We start from the raw sequence: 22,558 nt of genomic DNA, 5'->3' as shown, positions 1-22,558 counted from the left end.
ATTTATTTGGCAGTAGCTGCTTTTTTATCTTCATTGCTTTTATCTTTGTTTTCCTTGCGGTAAAAATCAAAAATCAACTTGTAATAAGCATTTGCCATCATCCAGATGCTTTCATTTTCATCTTCAAAGAAGTCGATATTGTAGCCGTCCAGATTGTTGTTCAGTGTTTTAAGGTAATCTTTCAGCACAACGGCTCCTCCGCCGACGAAGTAGCAGATCTCAGTCTGAGAGTTCTTTTGCCATACATTGCGCAAGTGACGGTATTGCTTTTTGGCAAGGTCAAGAAGGATGCGGTCTGTAATGTCATGGACGCTTGTGCGGCTTCCTCTTACATAAATGTGGTTGCGGTCCTGTTTTTTCGTAATAATCTCGACTACATCACGGCGGCTGTCAAGCTCTACACCGTGCTTAGTGCGGATTTCCTCACGGATCGCTTCAAGTGATTCAACAACACCGAGATTAAAGCCCTGTGCTTTGTCGTCATCCACGTTGCGGTTTTTAATCACAGCGATATCTGTCGATAATCCGCCGATATCCTGAATGATGATGCGTTTGTCTATCAGATCTTTATTAATAATGTTTAAGTCTTTATCCATCACAAGGTTAATGTAGGCAGCAAATCCTTCAGGATAAACTTTCACTTCATCAAACTTGATGTTGACCTTCAACCCCTGGTATTTAGGTGTAATTAAAAATTCAACCTGATGCACATTCCCAAGAAGCTTTGAACGATAGCCCACATCTTTTCCTTCTTTTGCTTCTCTCAGCGGAAGGCCGGTTCCGAGCGTGTAGTTGGCATCGATCACTTTGTTGTTTCTGCGGAACACTTTTTCATTTTCAGGCTTTACGGCATCAAGAGCAATAGAAGCAAAGAGCATAATAAGAGTCTGGTCTTCTTCTGATTTGCTGCTGCCTGGATCAAGCTCAGAAGCATTGTCGCTTTTTGTCGCAAGAGAACCTACGCGGTAAATCGCATTGTTGTCTTTCAGGGCAGGGGAGTGCACTCTAATATGAATGCCGTCCAGCGGATCTTTGCTGTCCAGTTCTTCAATTCCAATAACAGGGCGGTCTTCAATATCCCTTGCGATCACGTTTGGTATGTATAGTTGAGATTCGTATTTTCCAAAGATTGCTTTTACGGCATCGTTGCCGACATCAATTGCTGCAATTCTAGATTTCGTCATATCAGTCATTCCTTTCCTTTCATGAATTAGTATAAAAATCCAATCACTTAAAGAGTATTAAAGATTGCCAGATTCGTCAATAGAAGAAGGAAGATTACAAATACGTATACATGTAAACAATTTCGTTTACAATCGTACACAAAAACGTATACAACCGTTACAAATTGTACACATCCCTATATACCAACACGCGTACACATTTGTACACTTGTAAACATTATTTGTATACAATAGATTACATTTTGTTTACAAGTAAACAATTTGTGTATACATGTAAACACTCCAAGATTCGATGCTGATAAAATGTCCGGAAAAACGGGTGTTCACACAGTCGAATTTCAGCGAAACATGCTGCCAAAAAAACAGGATTTTAACCGGATGCTGTCGAAATAAACAGTTTCAACAAGAAAGAGGAGAGCAAATATGCCGTCAACATTTCCATTGATTGAAACTGACCGGCTCAGACTGAGAAGCATCGATCAGTCTGATGCTGAACAAATCTATCAGACCTTTTCAAAAGAGGAAGTAACAAGGTATTACGGAATGAATGCTTTTAAGACGAAAGAGGAAGCAGAGGCCCTGATACACAGCTTCAAGCTTGGCTACCAGTCGAACAGGGTCATACGCTGGGGGATTGAGCTGAAAGACTCCGGCACATTGATAGGCACGTGCGGGTATCATTCCCTGTCCCAAAAATACAAGCGCGCTGAAATAGGCTACGAGATTTCACGTGACTACTGGAGAATGGGCTACAGCATAGAGGCTATAAAAGCTATTTTGTCCTTTGGCTTTGAAAAAATGGGGCTGATTCGCGTCGGGGCTGTAGTCATGATTGAAAATACACCATCCAGAAGCGTTCTTCAAAAGCTTGGCTTTAAAGAGGAAGGAAGACTGAGAGATTATATTATCCAGGATGAAAAACCTTATGACGTGATCATGCATTCTATCCTGAAGGAAGAATGGAAAAAAAGCGGATTCCAGTAAGGATACCGCTTGATCACACTGGCTTTATTTCTGACTGGGGCGGCTGTTCAAACCACCCTCGCCGAATCATCAGCTGTGTGCCATCTTCCGTAAAGAGCATAATATCTTTCATTATCAGCAGATAATGAGCAGCTACATCCCTTCTCATCGACAAAGATAAACTCCGTCCAATTAGAGATATGGCGGCGCCTGTTGATGCTGTAATCATGAACATAATCAGCTTTTCAGAAAAAGGGCAAACCTCTGAATCCGTAACCTCAAGCGATACTGGAATCGTTCCCAGATGACCTTCTTTCTTCAGCAGAAGATTAAAGACATCCACCTGCTTTTCAGCGAGCTTCTTAGCCCTTATCAAGTAGTCTCTAACTTCTTTATCTTTCATGGATTGAAGGAAGCCCTTAAGCAGCAGAATACCGATATAGTTGCGCTCGATAATAAAAAACGCTTCGCCAAGTTCAAACGAATTTAGCGGTCTTCTTTCACCAAACCAGCCGGTCAAATAGGAATTGTTTTCAACATAATGCACACTGTCAGGATAGGTCATTTTCGGCGGACGGTCATAAATCCCCTTAGAGAGCATCAAATCTACGGACATTTTGTACAAGCCTGTTACTTTCTGCTGCGCTTGAATAAAAAACGCAAGCAGATCTGTCCTGGCAACATTCGTAATGAGGGTAGAGACGCTGACAAGAGTAAGCTGGCTTGTCCGGTACACATAACTAAGCGCGTAAAGATCTGTATATAAAGGCGGTGCAGACAAATCCACCTCTGCATCTGAAAACCCGTCTGGAACAGGATAGTTTTCACCCTCTAAAAAGCGTTTTACCGTTTCCAGGTTAGATGCCGAAAGCTGCATCGCTTCTTTAACTAAAGGGGCAATTTCCTCGTCCTCCATATGGACCATAAAATGCTTTAAAAAGCATAAAGATGCACTTTCCTGCATATGCGTCGTCCACAATGCGGAGATTTCAGGAGTTGTTAAGTTAATATTGTGATGAACCATGTGCAGTAATCTCCCCTGTACCGGATTTTTTATTACTATTTCGTAAAAGCATTTATTTTATGCGAAAATAAAGCCGGTCTTAAAGACCGGCTCACCGTTTTTCTATAAACACCACTTTTAAATAATTGCCTTCTTTGTACTCTTTGATTGTTTTAAAATCAGCCGGAAGAGAGAATTCCTCAAGTATCCTGTATGATTCACCCGTTTCTTTAAACGCCGTTTCAATAAACCCTTTAAACTTCTTCATAGAGAATGTACTGCAGTTTGTGGAGGCAACGATGACTCCTTTATCTGAAGTCAGAGCAATCGCATCCTTCAGCAGATCTTTATAGTCTTTCGCAGCACTGAAGGTAACCTTTTTTGACCTTGCAAAGCTCGGGGGATCAAGAACCACCATATCGAACTTCAGCTTTTTCTTCACGGCATACTTGAAATAGTGAAACACATCTTCCACGATGATATCCTGTGCTTCATAATCAATGCCGTTAATGCTGAACTGCTCGATCGTTTTACTCATGCTGCGGTTCGCCAGGTCTACGCTTGTTGTTTTAACGGCTCCTCCGAGTGCTGCATAAACAGAAAAAGCACCCGTATAAGAAAAGAGGTTCAGCATTGTTCTTCCTTGTGCATACTTATCTCTGATGGCTTTTCTGACCTCTCTCTGATCCAGAAAAACACCCACCATGGCTCCATCGTTCAAATACACCGCAAACTTAACGCCGTTTTCCTTCACGATCAGCGGAAACTCGGGCTGTTCTCCTTCCACATAGCTGTCTTCATCCACCACTTGGCCTTTAGTATCAAACCTTTTTTTCTGATAGATGCCTGCAGGTTCAGCGTACTTTTTCAGTGCATCCAGGATGGCTGTCCTGAACTGATAGATGCCTTTGCTGTACCATGTCAGCAAGTAATAGCCGTTAAAAACATCAATGGTTAATCCGCCAATGCCGTCACCCTCACCGTTAAACACGCGAAAAGCTGTCGTATCCGTGCTTTCGAACAGCTGCTTTCTGTAAGAGAGGGCGGTTTTTAGTTTTTCATCAAAAAAGGCCTGGTCAATGGGTTCACCTTCTTTATGAGTCAGGATCCAGCCCGCTCCTTTATTCTGCCTGCCATAATAGCCCAAGCCAATAAACTGGCGCTGCTCATCAAGGAGCCTGATTAATTCCCCTTCTTCTTTCAGAGCGGAGGAATCTACAAGAGCATCTTTAGGGATAAGCGGATTGCCGCTTTTCATTTCATTTGCGTATTTTCGTTTGATCAAAATGGTTTTTTCCATAGCATGTTCCGTCCAATCTTTTGTGAATTCTTTTACCCATACTACATGAAAGTCCGGTCACTTGCCAGAATGCCCGAAGAAGGCCCCTAAAAAGAATTTTCAAACAAAATGTTTCTTTTTAAAAAAGCCGGGGAATAACAACGAATAGAAACAGCAATACACAAAACCACACTGAAAGGATGAATGAAAATGGGCATTATTTTATACTTAATCGTCGGCGGTTTAATCGGCTGGCTGGCAGGAGTTATTTTAGGGAAAAACGTTCCGGGAGGCATTATCGGAAACATTATTGCAGGGATCATCGGAGCATGGATCGGCGGCGAACTTCTTGGTTCATTCGGTCCTTCATTAGCAGGAATCGCGATTATTCCGGCATTGCTTGGAGCAATCATCTTCGTATTCTTGTTAAGCCTTATTCTTCGCTCAATGCGTAAAACAGCATAACATGAGATCTGGCATCCGCTGACTGCGGGTGCTTTTTCTATGGAAAAAAGCATAAATAAAAGGCCCTGCCTGAGCAGGACCTTATATGCATCAATAAGTTGTGCGTCTTCCTTTGCGCTTGTTCAGCATCTTTTTCACAATCGGATAGACGATAGGTGCATATTTAATTGCTTTTCTAATTAAATTCTTCAAATCGATCTCCTCCTCTTTCTGATTAGTTTCCCATTTTGGCTTCTTAATAAACGCTTCAAGCCTCAAAGTAGAGGTGGTAGTGATTTCTGCAGCCCGGGTTAAAGTCCGATTTGCAGGAAGGGCATTCATACCCGCTTTCCATGTATTCGTTTATGGTGAGCTCGTGATGGCAGTTTCCGCAGAAGATGGCTTTTGTATCAAACTCTTCCTTTTTCCAAACTTCATGAGCATGACCTGACAGCTCGCTGTGACACTCAAAGCAGGCATAATAGATCCCGCAGCATGTAAATTTGATGGCAATGATATCTTTTTCGGAAGAATAGTGGCTGCATCTTGTATTGCGGTCAAGATCAACACCCTTAATGTTCATGTATGCTTCACACTCCTCAGAATGGCTTACAGGGAGTTGTAATGGGTTGTGCAGGCCTTTTCCTTTACCGAAGAAAAGAAGATCAGGAGAACGCCCTGCAGCGCCCTATGGAATCATCACGATTTTCCCTGTGCTTTTTCTGCTTTCAAGCAGACGGTGGGCATCAGCACCTTTGTTTAATGGAAAGGTAGCGGGATCTGCCAGGGCAATTGATCCGGAGGTAATCCATTGAAACAGCTTGTTCGACCGTTTTATACGTTCATCCCGGGAAGTAAGAACGTTCCATAGATCTCCGCCGGTCAGTGTTTTGGAGGTATCCATGAGCATCCTTGGATCGATGTGGACAGGATCTCCTCCTGCCATACCGTAGAAAACAACTGTGCCTCCGGTTCTTACTGCCTTAAAGCTGTCCATAATTGTGGACCCGACTGATTCATAAACGACGTCAGCACCTCTCCCCTTTGTTGCGTCCAAAATTTCCTGCACCCAATGATCACTGTATAAAAAGGCATCTTGAGCTCCAATTTTCTTAGCAACCGCTGCTTTTTCAGGGGTCGAAACAAGCGCTATTACCTTTCCGCCAAATATACGAATCATTTGAGTCAGAAGCTGGCCCACACCCCCTGCAGCTGCATGTACGACGCAAACATCTCCTTCTTGAACGGCATAGCTGTCTGAGGTTAAATACTGGGCTGTCAGTCCCTGCAGCAAAACACTTGCTGCTGTTTCAAAAGAAATATCTTCTGGTAAAGGAATGACTTTATCTGCAGGAGCAGCAGTCAGTTCTGCATTTGAATAGGGAACGTCGGCAAAGCCGACGCGGTCACCTTTGCTTATATGAGTAATGTTAGAGCCGGCTTCCTCTACAATTCCTGCTCCTTCATAGCCAAGAATAAAAGGCGGGGAGCCTTCTAAGTGGTAATTTCCTTTTCTGCGGTAAACATCTGCAAAGTTTAAGCCGACAGCCTTCATTCGTATGAGGACTTCGTCAGGGCCAATGACCGGTGTCTCAACATCTGCCATCTCGAGAACCTCAGGTCCGCCGAACTGATTGAATACTAATGCTTTCATAGGGTCAATCCTCTCTGTTCAACTGTTTTCTACAGTGTACCAAATTCTGAAGCCATAAAAAAAGACAGCCGTATTACCGGCTGCCTCTCAAATTGTCTGCTTTTTTGCTTTGTGTCATTTTAGGAATCAGAATTCCGATGATAAGCAAAACCCCCACTGAAATCAGAAGGATATATGTCATCAGCAGTCCTGTGTTCCCGCTTTGCTGCTGTTCTTCGCCAGTGCTGACTGTCCCTGACGCCTGGTCTGTGCTTTCTGAAAACAGCCCCATTTGCTCCGCTTTGGATTTGATGGTGTTGTTCTCTTTTGTGTATTGAGTGAAAAGGCGGTCTTTCAGTTCATCCTCAGCATCTCTTCCGGGTTTTTGAAAGGTTAAACTTTTTTGTTCTTCCGGAATTTCTTTTCTTTTTTCATAGAGACCTTTTTCGTGAAGGTACTCTGTGTTTTCCTTGCGCTCTTTTTCTTCATAAATATTCGGGTCAAGCTGATTGAGATCTGTCTCAGCAAGTGCTGATGCCCCGCCCGATAAGACGAGGGCAAGCAGCAGAATCGCCGCTGAGAGTGTTCTACATTTCATGCGCATGATCCTGATCAGCCGGTTCATTTGTGTTTTTAAAAGCATTGACGACAAACGGCAGAATGGTCAGGACAAGGATGATGCCTGCGAGTACAAGTATCCCTTGAGTAAAGAGGTTTTCAGCATCGTATTGGATTGAAATATACACTTTCGACATTGGATCTTCGTAGTTGAAATTCGGCGCAGCCAGTGCAAGCAGCGGGCTTACAAAGAATGCGACAAGTCCTACGCTTGCAACCCAGCCTAAGAAATTGCTGAACAGGAAAGCCGTCCGGACAACTGTTGAGGCGGCGAATACAAGCAGAATGGTGAAAATGGACCACTGGATCGCCCGTTCATTCGTCAAGGTGTAAATATTCAGACCAAATACACTGATAATCAGCCCTACAAGGAGGTTCAGAAGTGTAAACATGGAACCTCTGACAAGCATCGGAGCCGTTTTGAAATAGTTGCTGAAGTAGCCGATCAGCAGACTGCTGATTAAAATAATGACCAATATCACGACAGGAGGAACAGCTTTCGCCTGCGCTGCCGGTGCATCTCCGCTGATTTGAAGCGGATTTGCAAGGTGTTCGTAAACATAGCCATTGTTCTGTCCGTCTACAAATGTGTTGCCGAGGATGCTGAACACATCATCCCTTACAAGCTGGGTAGACGCTACGTTTGTTGACCACTTTTCATTCAGGACATCGGCTTCGGACTGAACCTGATTCACTTTTTGCTGAAGGTCGTCTGTACTGCTGACAACCGTATCCTGTCTCTCGCCAAGTGAATTCACAAGCTCTGTCATCATCGCGATTTCCTGTCCAATCGTTTGCTGATTGGAGACAAGTGTCGTTCCATCCGAGTTTTCAAGAGGCATTCTTGAAGTTGTATCGCCTGATTCCTGAACCTGGCTGAGAACCTTTGCTGCGCTCTCTTCCATCGCAATAAGATCTTCAAGGATGGCTGACTGCTGCGTCTCAAGCTCTGCACTGTATTCATCCATGAAAGCAAGAGCTGATGCCTGGAGGTCTTCCATTTGCTTTTCTGATTCGGGAAGTTCCTGATTCAGCTTATCCCATGCTCCCTGCTCCTCTGAATTAATGGACAGGATGGTATTGATTTTCGTCTTTTGCCATTCATCTGAAAGCACGGCATCTTTAGCCGGTACTGAAGGGTTGTTTAATCTCGAAACGGCTGCTTCATATTGAGCAAGAACCGTGTGGTAGCTTAATACTTCATTCATTGAACCGTTTTTGATCGGTTCATTAAAGATTGCTTCCAGCTTTTGTTTTCGTTCAGCCGGCAGGGCGTTTAAAACCGCCTGTTCCTGGGAACGGATGGCTGCTGACCCTGAATTAACGTTATCGCTCAGCTTTTTCAAGCGTTCTTCAAGTGCCGTGATCTGCTCCTTCAGAAGCTGATTTTCATTGAAAAGCTCAGTATTTTTAACAAGAAGGGCATTGTATAGCTCTAAAAGCTTGTCATACTCGCCTTTCCATGAGTTTTCACTCTCTTTAGCCTTTATGGCCTGTTCGACTTCAACAAGCTGGGCAGAAAGGCCGTCTAATTGGCCGATGACCTCATCCACTTGAAGGGGTCTAGGCTCAGGCACCGTTTCAAGAAGGGCTTTCAAGATTTTCAGCTGTTCAGATATGGCAAGAATCTTAGCCCGCTCTTCTTCCATATTGGACGCGTTTCCTTCACCCGGTTCTCCAGGCTGAGGCGTTTCTCCGCCGTCCCCTGGAGGCTGTTCTCCCCCGTCGCCCGGTTCTTCTTCAGAACTTCCGCTTATCGCCTGCCTTAGAGGAATAAGCTCTCCTTCAAGACGGTTCAGCGTATCCTGATTTTCTTTCAAGATAAACATGTCTACATAATCATTATGAACAGCCGCAAGCTCTCTTTCCTGGCGCTCTGTCTGGCTGAGTCTTACATTCCCGAGGTTTTCGGCTGCAGCCTGATTTTGATCAAGCTTCTGCTGCATCGTCGTCATATCAGAAGCAAGCTTGTCTCCTTCAGTCTTAAAAGCAGCCTGTGCCGCATCCTGTCTTTGATCAACATCAGATGTACCGCCCTGGATGCTTGTCAGGCTCTCCTCTTGAGCCAATGTCAGAAGCTGCTGCTGGTCTTCTTGATACGCTTGGTATTTCTCGACATATTCAACGAAAGCAGCAAGGCTTTTTTCGAATTGTTCAGCAGAATTCCTGCGGTCAGGATTCTCTTTTTCAGCCTGCTCAATTGTTGATTTCAGCTGTTCAAGCATTTGCTTTTGCTGCGTCAGTTCGCCGGCTAAATCTTTTGAGCTTGGCTTGTAAAAATTAAGCATGGCATTCTGAAACGCGATTTCTTTCTCAAGGATGCGGTCAAATTCCTGACGCACATTTTCCATGTCCTGAGACACATAGCTCCAGTAGAGAGAAGACATTTGTTTGTTTACGCGGTTTGTCGCGTCTTCAAGCTCGCGGAGCACTCTCTGTCTGTTTTCAGCATTCAGCTGGTTTTGAACGGTGTATTCAAATTCCGCTTTTGAAGGCTGCTGCTGATCATAGGTCAGAATGTTATTTGAAAAGTTGGAAGGAATATAAATAACGGCATCATATTCTCCGTTTTTCAATCCGTTGACAGCCGCGCTTCTTCCAAGAATCGTCCATTTATATTGCGACTCATCATCAAGGATTGCTGCGACTTCTTTTCCGAACTGGACAGGCTCCGAATCGGACTTTTCTTCCTCTTCGACTTTTTCCGCTCCCGTATCTTCATTGACAACGGCAATATTACGGGTCGCATTTTCTCTCACTTCAAGAGGGTTGTCCCCGATAAACTGAAAGAAAAGCGCCGGCACTGCAAGAATCAGCAGCACCGCAGCAATCATTTTTATCGTATGTTTTCGTTGATCTGTCATGTGTAGATCTTCCTTTCAATGGCGCAAAGAGGAATTTGAATTTTCGTTTCTTTGCCGTTTTCCACATAGTATCCAAATCCAGGGTGTATTTCGCTTTCTTTTCTGCTGTATGGCAGAGTGTACAGCGTTTGCTCTGATTTTTTCATCAGGATCAGAGCCTGTCTGATTTGCTTGATTTCCGTCGTAAATGAATCAAATCCTTTTGTCAGTTCATTGTTGTTGCCGGAAATAATGACGTTAAAGCCAAGATGGCTGTAGTTTTTCATAAAGCGTGACAGCCTTTCCTGAAGCATGCTGTCAAGCGACTGCTGAAACCTTGCATATCCGTCGACAACGAGCATTACAGGCGAGAAGGCCAGGTTGTTTACCGCCCCCTGTTGGATTGCGGTCAAATATGTGCTTTCTCTTTCTTTGAAAAGCTCTTCTGAAGCATCCAGCCATGCTGTAATCTGCTCTTTCGTATCAAGGTAGGATATCTTGTCCTCGGAGGCATAGTTTGAGAGCCCGCGGTCAATAGAGTCAAAGATCCCGATTGAATCCGTTGCCTGCAGAAGCGCCGTATTAAGCACAACTTTAAGGACATTGGTTTTGCCTTTTTGAGTCTGGCCAATAATGACGCAATGCTTCGTTTTGGCCAGATTGATGCTGACAGGCTGGACATGCTCTTCATCCAGTCCGATCGGAATGACTCCTGTTTTTTGAGAGCCGTCTGTAAACTGAGTGAAATTGATCATAGAAAGCTCTGCAGGAAGCATAGGAATCGGGCGCGGAAGTTTAGCTCCGCTGTATTTCTCTTTCAGCATGCTGATGTCTTCCTTGATGGCATCAAGAAGCTCATAATCATCCCTGCCGTCAGCAGGAAGGAACATTTGCGAGAAGAATACCGATTCTTTTTTGATGATGGCCCTGCCCGGAACCGGTTCAGGCGCAAATGGAAGTTTGCCCACTGCCATATAGGTTTCGGTCGTATCCATCAGGTAGTGGAGAATTTTAGTCTTCATGCTGTTCATCAGCGACTGGCGCATCGATTGAACTCTCGTAGCCGTGAAGATCATATAAATGCCGAGTGACTGTCCGTCACGCGCAAACTGGATCAGCTGCGCCTCGAGCTCCTGCATTTCTTCCTTGACCAGATCAAAATTATCAATGGTGATGTACATAAGAGGCAGTTTATGACTGCTCAGGGAGTTGTACATCTTGATGCTGCTGACTTCCTGCTGCTGGAACAGCTGCTTTCTGCGCGAAATCTCATCGCGCACGATCCGCATGAACTTATCGATTTTCAGCTCCTGATCAAGCTGGAAATAGTCGGCCGTATGCGGCAGCTGTCTCAGCGGCAGAAGCGTTCCATTGCCGTAGTCAATCACATAGAAGTGTGCTTCTTCAGGACTCAGCTTTGATGCAATGCTCATTAGAAGAAGCATCACGGTGTGGGATTTTCCGTAGCCCGATGAACCAAAAATGGCCACGTTGCCGTCGTCCATCAGCTGATATGCAACCGGTGTCTGACTTTGCTTTTCAGGCTCATCCACAAGCCCGATGAAGATTTCATGCTGATCCTCTGCGCCGTACTGATGGCGCGAGATTCTTGCTTCGAGTGGAGGCAGCCACGGGCTTCTGAGCTTTTTGATGCCCATTTGATGCTGCAGCGCCTCAATTTTATCGACGATCACTTCAATTTCAGACTCAGAATCCTTCTTGCTTTGCTCAGCAGACTGGAGGTTTGAAAGCGGCTGAAGACCTAAATCCGTTACGATTGCCACCTCATCCTCTGATTCTGATGTTTCCTCGAGATAAGGCGCTCCTGACCATGCAGACTGGAACAGCTCGTACACTTCGTTGTTTCCGACCTGCAAATAGCCGCGGCCAGTAATCGTAATGGAGGCTGCATCTGCATTTTTCAATATCTCTTTACTGTCGCTTGCATCTTGAACTTTCAGCGCCACGCGGAATCTTGCGTTGCTCCAGATTTGATCATCAATGACCCCGCCCGGTTTTTGGGTTGCGAGGATCAGATGGACACCGAGGCTCCGGCCGATGCGGGCTGCACTGACAAGCTCGCGGATAAAATCAGGCTCTTCGCTTTTCAGCTCGGCGAATTCGTCTGAGATTAAAAATAAATGCGGCAGCGGCTCTTCCGCCTGATTGCGTTTGTAAAGCGTCGTGTAGTCGTTGATGTGATTGACCTGATACTGATCAAACAGCCTCTGGCGGCGCTTCAGCTCGCTCTTGATGGAAGCAAGAGCACGCGCGCTGAAATTTTTGCTGCCTTCTATATTTGTAATCGTTCCGAGCAGATGAGGCATATTTTTAAATGGCTGGGCCATTCCGCCGCCTTTATAGTCAATAAGCAGAAATGCCACTTCATGCGGATGGAAATGAACCGCAAGAGACAGGATGTAGGTCTGAAGGAATTCACTTTTCCCTGAACCGGTCGTTCCCGCAAGCAGTCCGTGCGGTCCATGGGCCTTTTCATGAAGGTTCAGTTCTACGACATCTTCCTTCCCTTTAAGTCCTACCGGAACAGCCAGGGACTTTGCTGATTCCCTCGTCAGCCAGTTCTGCTCAATCGGAAGCTCGTCCACTTCTTTGACATTCACCATCTCAAGGAAGGACACGCTTTTCGGAATGGAATTTGTCATGCCGATCTGGTGATCCAGCGTTCTCAGCATCCTAGCAAAAGATTCATTGCCTTCCCGTTCATGCGAATCGAGCCTGAACGGAATGGAGGCCGCTTTTTTCTCCTGAATGAGAATATCGCCTTCCTGGTCGTTCACATAGCGGACAAGCGTGTGAATGTTGTCTGAAAGACTTTCTTTCGCCTCAGCCGCAAAAATAACCGAAATCCCTAGATGAGAGAATTCACCCTCAAGATATTCCAGAATGACATGGTCTGAGATAAGCTGCTGATTGGTGATGACGAAAATCAGGTGCGGGGCAAATCTCGTTTTCTCATTTTTTTCTTCCAGATCGCGCTCTCTCAGAATTTCATAAATGGATGTGAGCAGCTGATCCCTTGTCTGTTCGTTGTAGATCATGCCCTTGGCATAGGCATGAGGCAGCTGAAAATGCGGGAGCCATTTCATCCATTCCCATGTTTTGTACTCTTTTTCGTTGAATATAAAGACGAAGCGGACATCATGGTAGCTCTGGGAAAAAGCGAGCTGTCCGATCAGCTGGTGAAGCTCCTTTTTAATAACGGCTTCCTTCCCGATCAGCCCCATCGCTCCCTGTGAAAGATCCACACTTACAGGCACGTCGCGCACCTCTTTGTAAACCTTCTCCATTTGCTGGGACTGTTCAAGCAGATCATCTACTTCACGGTTAGCCATATCGTTTGAGCTGAGTGAGATTTCATAGCTGGATTTAACCGTTCCAGTACCGATACGGAGCTCCAAAAAGTCCGTGCTCTCAGGCGTCCGCTCCCAAATCCTGTCGGAAAGCTGATGGGTCATGTACTTCATCTGCTCAAACGACGGAAAATGAAACGAGAGAACCTGGCGCTGCTTTTCCGATACTTCCTGAAGCTCGCGGCGCTTAGCCTCTAAATATTGTGTGTAAACGCGAAGTCTGCGTTCCTGACGTCTTTTCGTCGTGCTTTTATCTCTGAAATACTGCGCGGTTGATGTGATCAGGGTCATCACGAACATCACCATCGAAATGATGATGAAAATCCCCCGCGGCGCAACCAGCGCCACAATTCCCATTGCAATCATCATGACAAGAGGCGGAAGGATAATCAGCCACAGGCTGCGTGAGTGATCATCGCTCTCCTGGGAAGGGAAGGTGAGATTGACCTTTTCCTTCGGCAATTCATAGATCATCCGCGGCGTCCTGCGGTATATTGGATATTTTTTACTCATTTCAGAGCGCGGTTTTTCCGTTTTCGGAAGGGAAGACTGAAAGCCTTCAAAGCATGTCACTTGAAGAAGGTCCTCCTCCAGAAGACGCACCGTCATAAACGGCCAGAAGAGAAGGTCACCTGTCTCAAGCGGCGTGATGCTGTCGATTTTCCGGCCGTTCAAGTAAACCGTTTCATCACCCGGCTCGACCTTCCAGCTGCCGTTTGTCCGGAGCAGGCTCAGCTGGTTTTTTCCGAGTGCTGCTGACTGATTTTCTTTGAAAATGTGAGCGTCCCTGCTTACTGACGAAAATGTAACCTCTTTCTTTGAACCTATGAATCTTGTCTCTGAAACTTCTTCTGCTGCTGTGAAAAACACCGTCAGCTTTTCTCCGTTATCTTCAAAAACAACCGGTTCATCCGGTGATGCCGCGCCAATTTCCCGGTCTTCCTGGAGAATGGACAGACCGCTTCCGTTGTCCGGCTTTACAAGCTTAAGCGGGCCGGATGAAAACGGAAAATTTCTCACCGTCAATGTATGCTGGATATCAGGACCGATGGTAACCGGCCTGAATGATTCATCGTTCAGCTGAAGCTGCTGATAGGAATCCCCGTGAAAAACCCATAACGTACTCATGATTTCACCTCCTGTTGCCTATGATCAGTTAGAGCCTGAACCTGCAGGAGCGGCAGGCTTTTCTGCAGGTGCCTTCGCTTTTGCAGCTTCCTCTTTGGCTTTTGCCTCTTGTGCAGCCTGCTGTTCTTCTTCTTCCTTCTGCTGCTCTACCTGTTCCTGTGCCTGCTGTTCTTCTTCAAGCCTTGCTTCTTCTTCTTTCTTTTGAGCTTCCTGCTCTTCTTCGTACTGCTCAATTTCAGCACGGATTTTTTCAAGCTGCTGCTGTTTTTCCTCGCTGTCCAGTTCACTGTCAGCTTTAATTTGCTCTTCATATTTGATCAGACCGAAAATGATTAAATCTCGTTCTTCAAGGTTTCTCGCAAGGTCAAGGGCTTCTTTCGCTTCACCTCTGCCGACATGAATCCAGTACTCAAGGTACTGCGGATCAGACTGCAGCGTCACCCGGTTTTTCAGCATTTCTTTCTGGTCCTCTGTAAGTGACTCGTTCACAACGTAGGAGGATGCAAGCTGATATTTTACGACAAGGGGCATCTCATCAATGCTATAGCCTTCGAGCGTGCTGACAACCTCACTGAAGTTGTTGCCCAGGTAATGTTCATTGCTCGCGACAAACGCTTCCTGTTTAGGATTCAGGGAAAAAAGGGAATAAGCTGTATAAGCAAGGGCCGGTACAAGCAGGATCAAAAAGCCCAGCGCAACATACCGCGTCATCTTCCATTTTTTCTGGGGAATGGTTACAAGCGCTGCATTCCGTCTATCTATTTCCTTCATGTTTTTTTCAATAAGCTCAAGGAGCTGTTCATATGTATCTGCTGATAGAATTTCTTTCGGAACAGGCGGAACATCGAGCGTCTCGTTGAATTTCAAATACTGCTCGAACGAATATTTCGAATCCACTGCAGCCGCCGCACAGGCTTTTACCTCCCGGAACAGCTGGCCGCCGTCCTGTTCATAAGGGGGAATGCTCTCCATCACGCCATAGTGGAGAAAGTACGGGGTAAAGCTCTGGTCAAAAAGAAGATTCTCGGGACAAACAATAAGATGTATACGTGAAAGCGAGTGATTTTTTACCTTTTTTACCAGCTGATAGGAAAAATTCCACTTGCTTCGTTCATCTTTTTTATTTAAACTGGAAAAACCCAAATAAGTTCTAGGAGGCTGAACATGAACCCTCAATTCATCTTCAGCCAGTGTTACATCACGCTTAATAGACGGATCCATTTCTTTGATCATTTCAATCTCTGATACATGATCAAGCTTTACTTTTTCTGTTTGAAAGACGAATGTATAGCCGTCTTTCTCTTTTTCGATGACAGCATCAAGCTGCTGCTCCAAATATGCCGGTTTTTTTTCTGACATTGAGAATGACTCCTTCATAGGATTTCAAATCGGTCTCCTGTTGTAATTCCGCATTCTACAAGCTTATGGTTGCCTGATAGGACAATTTGCTTATTGGGAACGCGCACCCAGTACCCTTCTCGAGGTGGGTCAGAAATGCATTTTGCCTGCCACACAATATCCACTGCTTTTTTCACAGAGTGATAGTTCGACAGCCTCAGATCAAATGTTTCTCCTGTATAATGCTTCAAATCTATCGTCACTTCTATATACATGCCTTTTCACCTCAAAAATGAAGAAGCGCCTTCATCTAAAATAGAATCGGCGCTCCTTTTTAGCACTTCACTAAATTGTCTTTCAGATGCTATTAGCCGCGGATTTGGCCAGCAATGTTTGCATCCGCTTCTTGAAGAGCGTGTGCTGTTTTGTCCAATTGTCTTGAGATATCTTCTACAAGATTCTGCATTTGCACGAAAGAAGGCTTAAGCTCCTCGTACTGGTCTCTGAAAGCGTTGCTCGCTTCCCCTTCCCACATAGCCTGAAGCTGACCGATCATGCTGTCAAGACGGCCGATCATTAGACCAAGTTCTCCACCTTCATTGCTGTAGCGTTTTGACATATCGACAAGTTCTGCTGGTGTTACGCGAATAATACCTGACATCATTATCTCTCCTTTTACATGAATTTACATTAATTGTATAAACAAAGACCATGAAGGTCAATTGTTACTTGGGTGATACTAGTAAAATGGTACAAACTATCTACTAATATGTAAGAGAGGAAAAAAATCTCACTACTAGTAAATTCTATTTATAAATACCCACTATTAAATGGATAATAAACCTATTTTAAGGAAAAATTTTAATAAAAATTCCAGTTTGTAGTTGGTAAGTCCTTTTTATTTTCTGATCCTTAATGTCTTATTTAGTGGAATAACGTATTAGACTAGCTTACTGGTTCTTTTTTATCATAGCGGATCGTCACGCTCTGGGTGCGGATTTCTTCTATTAAAGTAGTGTATTGGTTCGAAAGCATGTGATTCATGTAGGTATACTGATTGACAGCATGTTCATTCTCCCGCTGAAGCTGACTCAGCTCTTTAAACACTTCATCAATGAACAGGGCGGAGCTGCCTGCCAGTTCATTTGTAATATAGGAGGTCAGAGCTGCATCTTCAGAAGCGATTTGGTTCAGCTGGGCATTGACATGGTCTGCTTTGCCGGGATGTTCCGAAATCGATTCAAACCGGTGCCTTTTATAGATTTGGTTCATCTAAATAACCCCTTTCTATCTCAGCTCAAAAATGGCGGCAATGTCCTTTTCTTCATTAAACATTTTTTCAATCGATGTTTTAATGGAAGTCACAAGCCTTCTTCCTTTATCAAACTGATACTGAAAATGATGTACAGCTTCCTCCATACGGTCAGCAAATGCAGAGGGGAGAGGCGGGATGTGCTCATGCACCTGAATGCTGCTGATCTCGGCATCCTCGAGGTTAAACATACTCCTGAAAGCGCGGGGGTTTGTCTCCATATCCTGAATCTGATTCAGCAGATGCCTTTTTCTCATGTCAAAATCATCAAGGAATGCTGCATCATAGGCAGCCTGATATCGCTTAAGTGATTCTTCCCGGGCTTCATAGCTGTCCATCCCCCTCTGATAAATCCGTACTGAAGAGGAAAGGTTCACTTCAATTTTCTTTCCGTCTGCACCCGTTTTATAAAGAATAAGATTTCCGCCTTCATAGCGCCTTCCTTTTTTCGCAAGCGCGTTTGACACCTGCTGCAGGCTGTGGCCCTCGACAGCTGCCCCGAAATCAAGCTTCGCTCTGTCAATGGCAGCAAAGATCTTGTCGAACCTGTCCATTAACCCATTGATCTTTGAATAGATTGCTTCAAACCGTTCCGTCATATCCTTGATATTTTCATAGAAGGTAAAGGGATTAAGAGTAAGCAGCTCCTCCATCGTGCTCATGCTCATCAGATCAGTTATCATCGAACGGATTTCAATCACATCATTCTCCATGCCTGCGAGCTCACCCTCAATAATCGAGATTTCTTCACTCGTTAAATCCGTGAAAATGCTGAGAATGACCGGTATGTTCTCAGCAAGCACAGGCAGCTGCTCGATGAAATCTCTTAAACTCACAGCCATCTCATCAAACTTCTTCATCGTTTCCCAGGCAGAATCCAGCGTATCAACAGGATTATCCGTGATGTTGAAGCCCTCCCACTCACTCTTCAAATCCTGCACCAAGACAAGATCAATTCCCGTCATCGCCTTAATCAGTCCGTCGTAGCCGCCTGCCTTGTACGCAGGGGCGTACTTCACAAGAAACTTCTGCATCTCATACAAATCCTCATCCGAGAGATTCGCAATCCGCTCTCTGATACTCTCAAAATCAGGATTCGAATCCAGCATCGTCCGGCTTCCCAAATCCAAAAATCCGCGCAGCTCAGAAGCAGCAAAGAGCATATCCTCCTCATTCGTGAGGTGGTGGATGTTCTTGCCTTGTTCTTTGTAGTAAGTTTCGGCGAAGGCTTTCAGGTCTTTGGGTGGGATGGTGTAGATTTGGTCGAAATCTGTTTCATCTATATTAAATTCAATAAATAGTTTACCTCTGAATTTAGAATCAATTGCTGCTAATTGGTATGCACTAGGAGGAGCATCATTTATCGCATAAACCTTTTCAAAGTCTCCTCTAGTAATAGCAAGCATTTGAATAAGATTACCTCCTAAAGAGTGTCCGATTCCAAGTTTTTTTAATGGTATCTCTTCCTTAGTTATGTCTGCACCTAAACTCTTGGACTTATTTTCTAGGTCTTTCTTTATTTTCTCGTTGACCAATTCTTCAAATTGATTTGCAGAGTCAAACTGACTATCGTTTTGCCCTGAAAAAATTCCCATAGCATTATATATCCAATCTAAAGGTCTATCCTTTTCACTATTTCCCTCTTTATGTTCACTCCCTCTAGTAATCGTATATGTTTGATTTATTCCTTTTTCATAATCATAAAAATGAAGGATAGTCCCATCAAAACCAGAATCTTCATTTTTATTTAGTTTAAAATCCTCAGAGCGATAAACTTTAATATTTACAGGAGGCTTTTCACCAGTTTCCTCTATATAGATCCGTCTAATGTCTTCCTCGGTAATCCCTTCATACTCTAGTTCGGCTATTCTGGCTCTAATTAAATCGGTAGCTAACACTTCATTATTATTCATGTTATCACCTTAATCATTTAAATTTTACGGAATCTATTATCTTCTTCGTTTTTTCTTTTACTGCTGAAGGAGATAATTTACACGATTTTGGATTTTCAATACATCGACCAGAAAATACAAAGCGGACACCCTTATCTGATTCATTGGATACGATATAAGCATTATAGAAATACAGCCCGCTGTCACGATCTTCATATTCCCCATAATAAATAGTCTTATCATCAAGCTTATAGTCCGAATACTCACCACTGTAACCTGTAGCAGTTGACAATTGCTTAGTATATAGCGAAATGTTCTTAGCATGAGGGCTTTCTTCAAAATTAATAGTAATAAAATACGTTAAGTTTTCCTCATCAAGTTTTTCAGCAAAACTAAGAGCTTCATAATTAGTGTCAATCTGTTCATAGTCTCCAACAGAAATCTTTCCGTTTTCAGGGAATAACATTGTGTACGCTTCAGTCTTTGACTCAAACGTATAATATCCTTTTTCTGTTTCCTTCGTTGATTTCATAAACTCTCTAGTGAATTCATCCTTAAACGCCCTAGTTTCCGGCAAAGATTCCTGAGATACTTTTCCGTTTCCCTGTTCTTTAGTCATTCCGCAACCTCCTGTAAATGCAAGCATGATTGTTAAACACAGCAGTATTGTTTTTTTCATTGTGATGGCTCCTCTCCGGAGATGAAATTTAATATAATGTGAAGTTGCTTGGTGCTTGGTATGGCTTTAAGCGTCTTGTTCATTTACCTGACGTTTACTTCTGTTTAAATGTTTCATTCTTTATTTAAAGATAAGTGATTCAACGATTTTCTCAAAGCTTTCATTTACATTTTTTGAGTCGAGACCGCAGGGCTTTTCTTTATCTGTACAACCTCCGTTGAAATTGAGCGATATTGCTTTATCTGTCCCTGTATCCCCTATATAAGCTAAGTGAGTAACAGCTTTTTTCCCAAAACTAACTTCTTCTTTGGCTGCATAATAAACATCATATCCTTTACCGGTTTCTTTCCTGTACTCACCTTTATACCCCGCCATATCAGATAATACATTTAACTTTGCAGAAATATTATTTGTCGTCTTTCTATCTTCGAAAATGACTTTTATGTAGTAGGAATAATTCTCTTCCTCCTTGTCTTCGCCAATTGAAAATGCTTCAAATGAATCTCCGTCAACATCGTACTCTATATCTGAGATGATTGCATTAACGGGAAAAAGCATGGAGTACGCTTCTGTCCTTGACTCAAATGTATAGTAACCTTCTTCTGTTTCTTCCGTTAATTTCATAAACCCTCTGGTAAATTCATCTTTGAAAGCTCTAGTTTCAGGAAAAGATTCCTGATTTTCTCTTCCGTTTCCCTGTTCGCTATTCATTCCGCAGCCGCTTGTAATTCCAAGCACAATCGTTACCAGCAGTATTATCTTTTTCACTTTGTGCGGCTCCTCTCAGGAGATGAAATACAATATATCATTGAAAAGTATGGCATATTTTTAAGCAATAAATTCACTTTTTGAATTCGATAGAATTAAGTATCTTATTGATCCGATTTTTTCCTTTTTCAGTTATCAGCTCACAGCTTTTCTCCTCAACAATGCAATTACTAAAATAAGTGAATCGAATAGCTTGATCAGATGCAGCGGATTTGATATAGGCCAAATAGTAGTAATACTCCGGGTATTTTAGCCCAGCATCCGACGAATAAATCATATAATCCCCTTGTACTGCTTTCTTATATTCCCCTTTATACTCCACACCGTTGGAGAGCAGTTCTAATTTCGTATCAATATCCCTTGTACTGCTGTTATCTTCGTAGCTCAACTTAATAAAATATGAAATTTTTTCGTCAATTTGTTTTTCACCGAAAGATAAACTCTCAAATTGATCTTTCACAGCCTCATAATCACCTGTTGATACAACAGCACTTCGGGGGAACAAGATTGTATATCCCTTCGTCTTTGACTCAAACGTATAGTATCCTTCTTCAGTTTCCTCCGTTGATTTGATAAATTCTCTAGTAAACTCATCTTTAAAAGCTTCTGTCTCAGGTATAGATTCTTGATTTGCTTTCCCTTTGTTCTTTTCTTTACTCATTTCACAGCCGCCTGCAAAAAGAAATAAAAGAATGAAGAACAGCATGATTCTTATGTCCATTATGATATTGCCCCTGTCAGAAGAATAAGGATGCTTCACTTTAATTACTGAAAGCAACAGATTCCATTATGTCTAAGGTATTCATTTTTTCTTTATTTACATCAACCCTGCATGTCATTTCTGTTTTCAAACAGCTGACAGCGTTTGTGAAGCTTACAGCCTGATCACTGTCAGCCGATTTTGCATATCCGAAGATTTCGTAGAACGTTGTCTCACCATTTTTGGACTTGCTGGTTTTTTCAGCGTAATAAATCGTTTTGTCAGGGAGTTCTTCTTTGAAGTATTCGCCGCTGTAATTTACGCTGTCAGAAATCAAGGATAAATTTGCTTCTATTTCAGCTGTAACGGGCTGATTCTCGTAGGTCAAAATCATTGAAAACGTCGTATTTTCATTTTTGTCGTTAGCACCGAAGAGCATATTTTCAAAATGGTTTCCATCTATTTCATAAAACACTTGGTTTAAAGTAGCGTTTTCGGGAAAATTCATTGTAAAACCATCCGTTTTTGATTTAAATAAATAGAATCCTTTTTGTGGTTTAGTATCAGGATCAATAAAACTACTGGTAAACTCATCCCTTATTGCATCGCTTTCTTCCTGGGCTTTTTGTGCTGTTTCAACGCTTTTGCGGTCTTCTCCTGATTGACATCCGCCTGTAATCACCAGCAGAATCAGGCATAGGAATATGGCTCTAATCAAAATAACGGCTCCTGTCAGTAATGAATCTGCATATCATTCAAACTCTACTGATTCTGCAATTCTTTTTATTTTTTCTTTTTCTCCTGGACCGGGTAATTCGCAGGAAGTCCCTTCATTTATACACCTGCTGTGGTAATTAAGACTTACTGCTTTATTAGATTCATCAGATGTTATATAGGCTACATGTGAATAATAACCATCTTCTTCATTTCGTTTTTCTCCAAAGTATATTGTCTTTTCACCGCTTGTGTATTCTTTATAGACCCCTTCATAACCTGATACATCTGAAAGAATCTCCAGGTTTATTTGAATATCATCTGTATCTGAACTGTCTTCAAAATTTGCCGTCATAAAGTATGAAATGTTTTCTTTATCTATCTTTTCACTATAGCTTAGAGCCTCAAATGAAATTTTAATCTGCTCATAATCCATAGTAGAGATCTTTGCGTTGACCGGGAACAGCATCGTATACCCCTTGGTTTTTGACTCAAAGGTGTAAAATCCATCTTCTGTTTCCTCCGTTGACTTCATAAACCCTCTGGTAAACTCATCTTTGAACGCTCTAGTTTCAGGTAAAGATTCCTGATCTACTTTTTCGTTTCCCTGTTCGCTATTCATTCCGCAGCCGCCTGTAAATGCAAGCATGCAAATCAATAGAAGCTGAATGTTAATTCTCAAAACAATT

Annotated in this window: 20 protein-coding genes; 2 read left to right on the top strand and 18 right to left on the bottom strand. The window is 43.2% G+C overall.

The window, feature by feature from the left end; all coding sequences use genetic code 11:
• Positions 1-2: 2 nt before the first annotated feature.
• Positions 3-1,184 carry an Alp7A family actin-like protein gene (locus RKD52_RS01095; protein WP_454098324.1) on the bottom strand — a complete coding sequence of 394 codons (1,182 nt, stop codon included), beginning with the start codon at positions 1,182-1,184 and terminating at the stop codon, positions 3-5.
• A gap of 423 nt (positions 1,185-1,607) precedes the next feature.
• Here RKD52_RS01095 and RKD52_RS01090 point away from each other — a divergent pair, with 423 nt between their 5' ends.
• Complete coding sequence (locus tag RKD52_RS01090; RefSeq protein ID WP_454098323.1) at positions 1,608-2,168, top strand: GNAT family N-acetyltransferase; 561 nt, start codon at positions 1,608-1,610, stop codon at positions 2,166-2,168.
• A 13-nt stretch (positions 2,169-2,181) separates the two neighbouring features.
• Here the strand turns inward: RKD52_RS01090 and RKD52_RS01085 are convergent, their stop codons facing one another.
• Both RKD52_RS01085 and RKD52_RS01080 read right to left on the bottom strand, forming a co-directional pair.
• Positions 2,182-3,171: a DUF3231 family protein gene (locus RKD52_RS01085; protein WP_454098322.1), complete on the bottom strand. Its 990-nt coding sequence runs from the start codon at positions 3,169-3,171 to the stop codon at positions 2,182-2,184.
• A 91-nt stretch (positions 3,172-3,262) separates the two neighbouring features.
• Complete coding sequence (locus RKD52_RS01080; RefSeq protein WP_454098321.1) at positions 3,263-4,450, bottom strand: class I SAM-dependent rRNA methyltransferase; 1,188 nt, start codon at positions 4,448-4,450, stop codon at positions 3,263-3,265.
• A 189-nt stretch (positions 4,451-4,639) separates the two neighbouring features.
• Here RKD52_RS01080 and RKD52_RS01075 point away from each other — a divergent pair, with 189 nt between their 5' ends.
• Complete coding sequence (locus RKD52_RS01075) at positions 4,640-4,894, top strand: GlsB/YeaQ/YmgE family stress response membrane protein (RefSeq protein WP_369734973.1); 255 nt, start codon at positions 4,640-4,642, stop codon at positions 4,892-4,894.
• 247 nt (positions 4,895-5,141) lie between these two features.
• Here the strand turns inward: RKD52_RS01075 and RKD52_RS01070 are convergent, their stop codons facing one another.
• From RKD52_RS01070 to RKD52_RS01000, 15 genes are all read right to left on the bottom strand, one after another.
• Complete coding sequence (locus RKD52_RS01070) at positions 5,142-5,456, bottom strand: CHY zinc finger protein (RefSeq protein WP_454098320.1); 315 nt, start codon at positions 5,454-5,456, stop codon at positions 5,142-5,144.
• 105 nt (positions 5,457-5,561) lie between these two features.
• Positions 5,562-6,527, bottom strand: a complete 966-nt coding sequence (locus RKD52_RS01065) for a quinone oxidoreductase family protein (RefSeq protein WP_454098319.1) — start codon at positions 6,525-6,527, stop codon at positions 5,562-5,564.
• A gap of 73 nt (positions 6,528-6,600) precedes the next feature.
• The gene (essA, locus tag RKD52_RS01060) at positions 6,601-7,104 is read right to left on the bottom strand and encodes a type VII secretion protein EssA (RefSeq protein WP_454098318.1); all 504 of its coding nucleotides are present in this window, start codon (positions 7,102-7,104) and stop codon (positions 6,601-6,603) included.
• A complete protein-coding gene (gene esaA, locus RKD52_RS01055; protein WP_454098317.1) occupies positions 7,094-9,988 on the bottom strand; it encodes a type VII secretion protein EsaA in 2,895 nt (964 codons plus the stop codon). Before esaA ends, essA begins: the two co-directional genes overlap by 11 nt.
• Positions 9,985-14,466: a type VII secretion protein EssC gene (gene essC, locus RKD52_RS01050; RefSeq protein WP_454098316.1), complete on the bottom strand. Its 4,482-nt coding sequence runs from the start codon at positions 14,464-14,466 to the stop codon at positions 9,985-9,987. The genes esaA and essC overlap by 4 nt, the downstream gene beginning before the upstream one ends.
• Before the next feature lie 24 nt (positions 14,467-14,490).
• A complete protein-coding gene (gene essB, locus RKD52_RS01045) occupies positions 14,491-15,825 on the bottom strand; it encodes a type VII secretion protein EssB (protein WP_454098315.1) in 1,335 nt (444 codons plus the stop codon).
• A gap of 14 nt (positions 15,826-15,839) precedes the next feature.
• Positions 15,840-16,079: an EsaB/YukD family protein gene (locus RKD52_RS01040; RefSeq protein WP_029283122.1), complete on the bottom strand. Its 240-nt coding sequence runs from the start codon at positions 16,077-16,079 to the stop codon at positions 15,840-15,842.
• A 92-nt stretch (positions 16,080-16,171) separates the two neighbouring features.
• Positions 16,172-16,465 (bottom strand): WXG100 family type VII secretion target, encoded by a 294-nt coding sequence (locus tag RKD52_RS01035; RefSeq protein WP_369734966.1) that lies wholly within the window; start codon positions 16,463-16,465, stop codon positions 16,172-16,174.
• Positions 16,466-16,749: 284 nt separating this feature from the next.
• Positions 16,750-17,076, bottom strand: a complete 327-nt coding sequence (locus RKD52_RS01030) for a hypothetical protein (RefSeq protein WP_454098314.1) — start codon at positions 17,074-17,076, stop codon at positions 16,750-16,752.
• 15 nt (positions 17,077-17,091) lie between these two features.
• Positions 17,092-19,029, bottom strand: coding sequence for a DUF6792 domain-containing protein (locus tag RKD52_RS01025; protein WP_454098313.1), 1,938 nt, complete (start codon positions 19,027-19,029; stop codon positions 17,092-17,094).
• Positions 19,030-19,042: 13 nt separating this feature from the next.
• Entirely contained in the window at positions 19,043-19,687 is a 645-nt protein-coding gene (locus tag RKD52_RS01020; RefSeq protein WP_454098312.1) for a hypothetical protein, read from the bottom strand.
• Between the two features lie 120 nt (positions 19,688-19,807).
• Positions 19,808-20,455: a hypothetical protein gene (locus RKD52_RS01015; protein WP_454098311.1), complete on the bottom strand. Its 648-nt coding sequence runs from the start codon at positions 20,453-20,455 to the stop codon at positions 19,808-19,810.
• 73 nt (positions 20,456-20,528) lie between these two features.
• Positions 20,529-21,176, bottom strand: coding sequence for a hypothetical protein (locus RKD52_RS01010; protein WP_454098310.1), 648 nt, complete (start codon positions 21,174-21,176; stop codon positions 20,529-20,531).
• A 40-nt stretch (positions 21,177-21,216) separates the two neighbouring features.
• Positions 21,217-21,837, bottom strand: a complete 621-nt coding sequence (locus RKD52_RS01005) for a hypothetical protein (protein WP_454098309.1) — start codon at positions 21,835-21,837, stop codon at positions 21,217-21,219.
• Positions 21,838-21,906: 69 nt separating this feature from the next.
• Positions 21,907-22,551 carry a hypothetical protein gene (locus RKD52_RS01000; RefSeq protein ID WP_454098308.1) on the bottom strand — a complete coding sequence of 215 codons (645 nt, stop codon included), beginning with the start codon at positions 22,549-22,551 and terminating at the stop codon, positions 21,907-21,909.
• Positions 22,552-22,558: the final 7 nt, after the last annotated feature.

This window comes from Metabacillus sp. SLBN-84 (genome assembly GCF_053629595.1).
The sequence above is the reverse complement of the archived record's forward strand: the minus strand, read 5'-3'. Positions and strand labels throughout refer to the sequence as shown.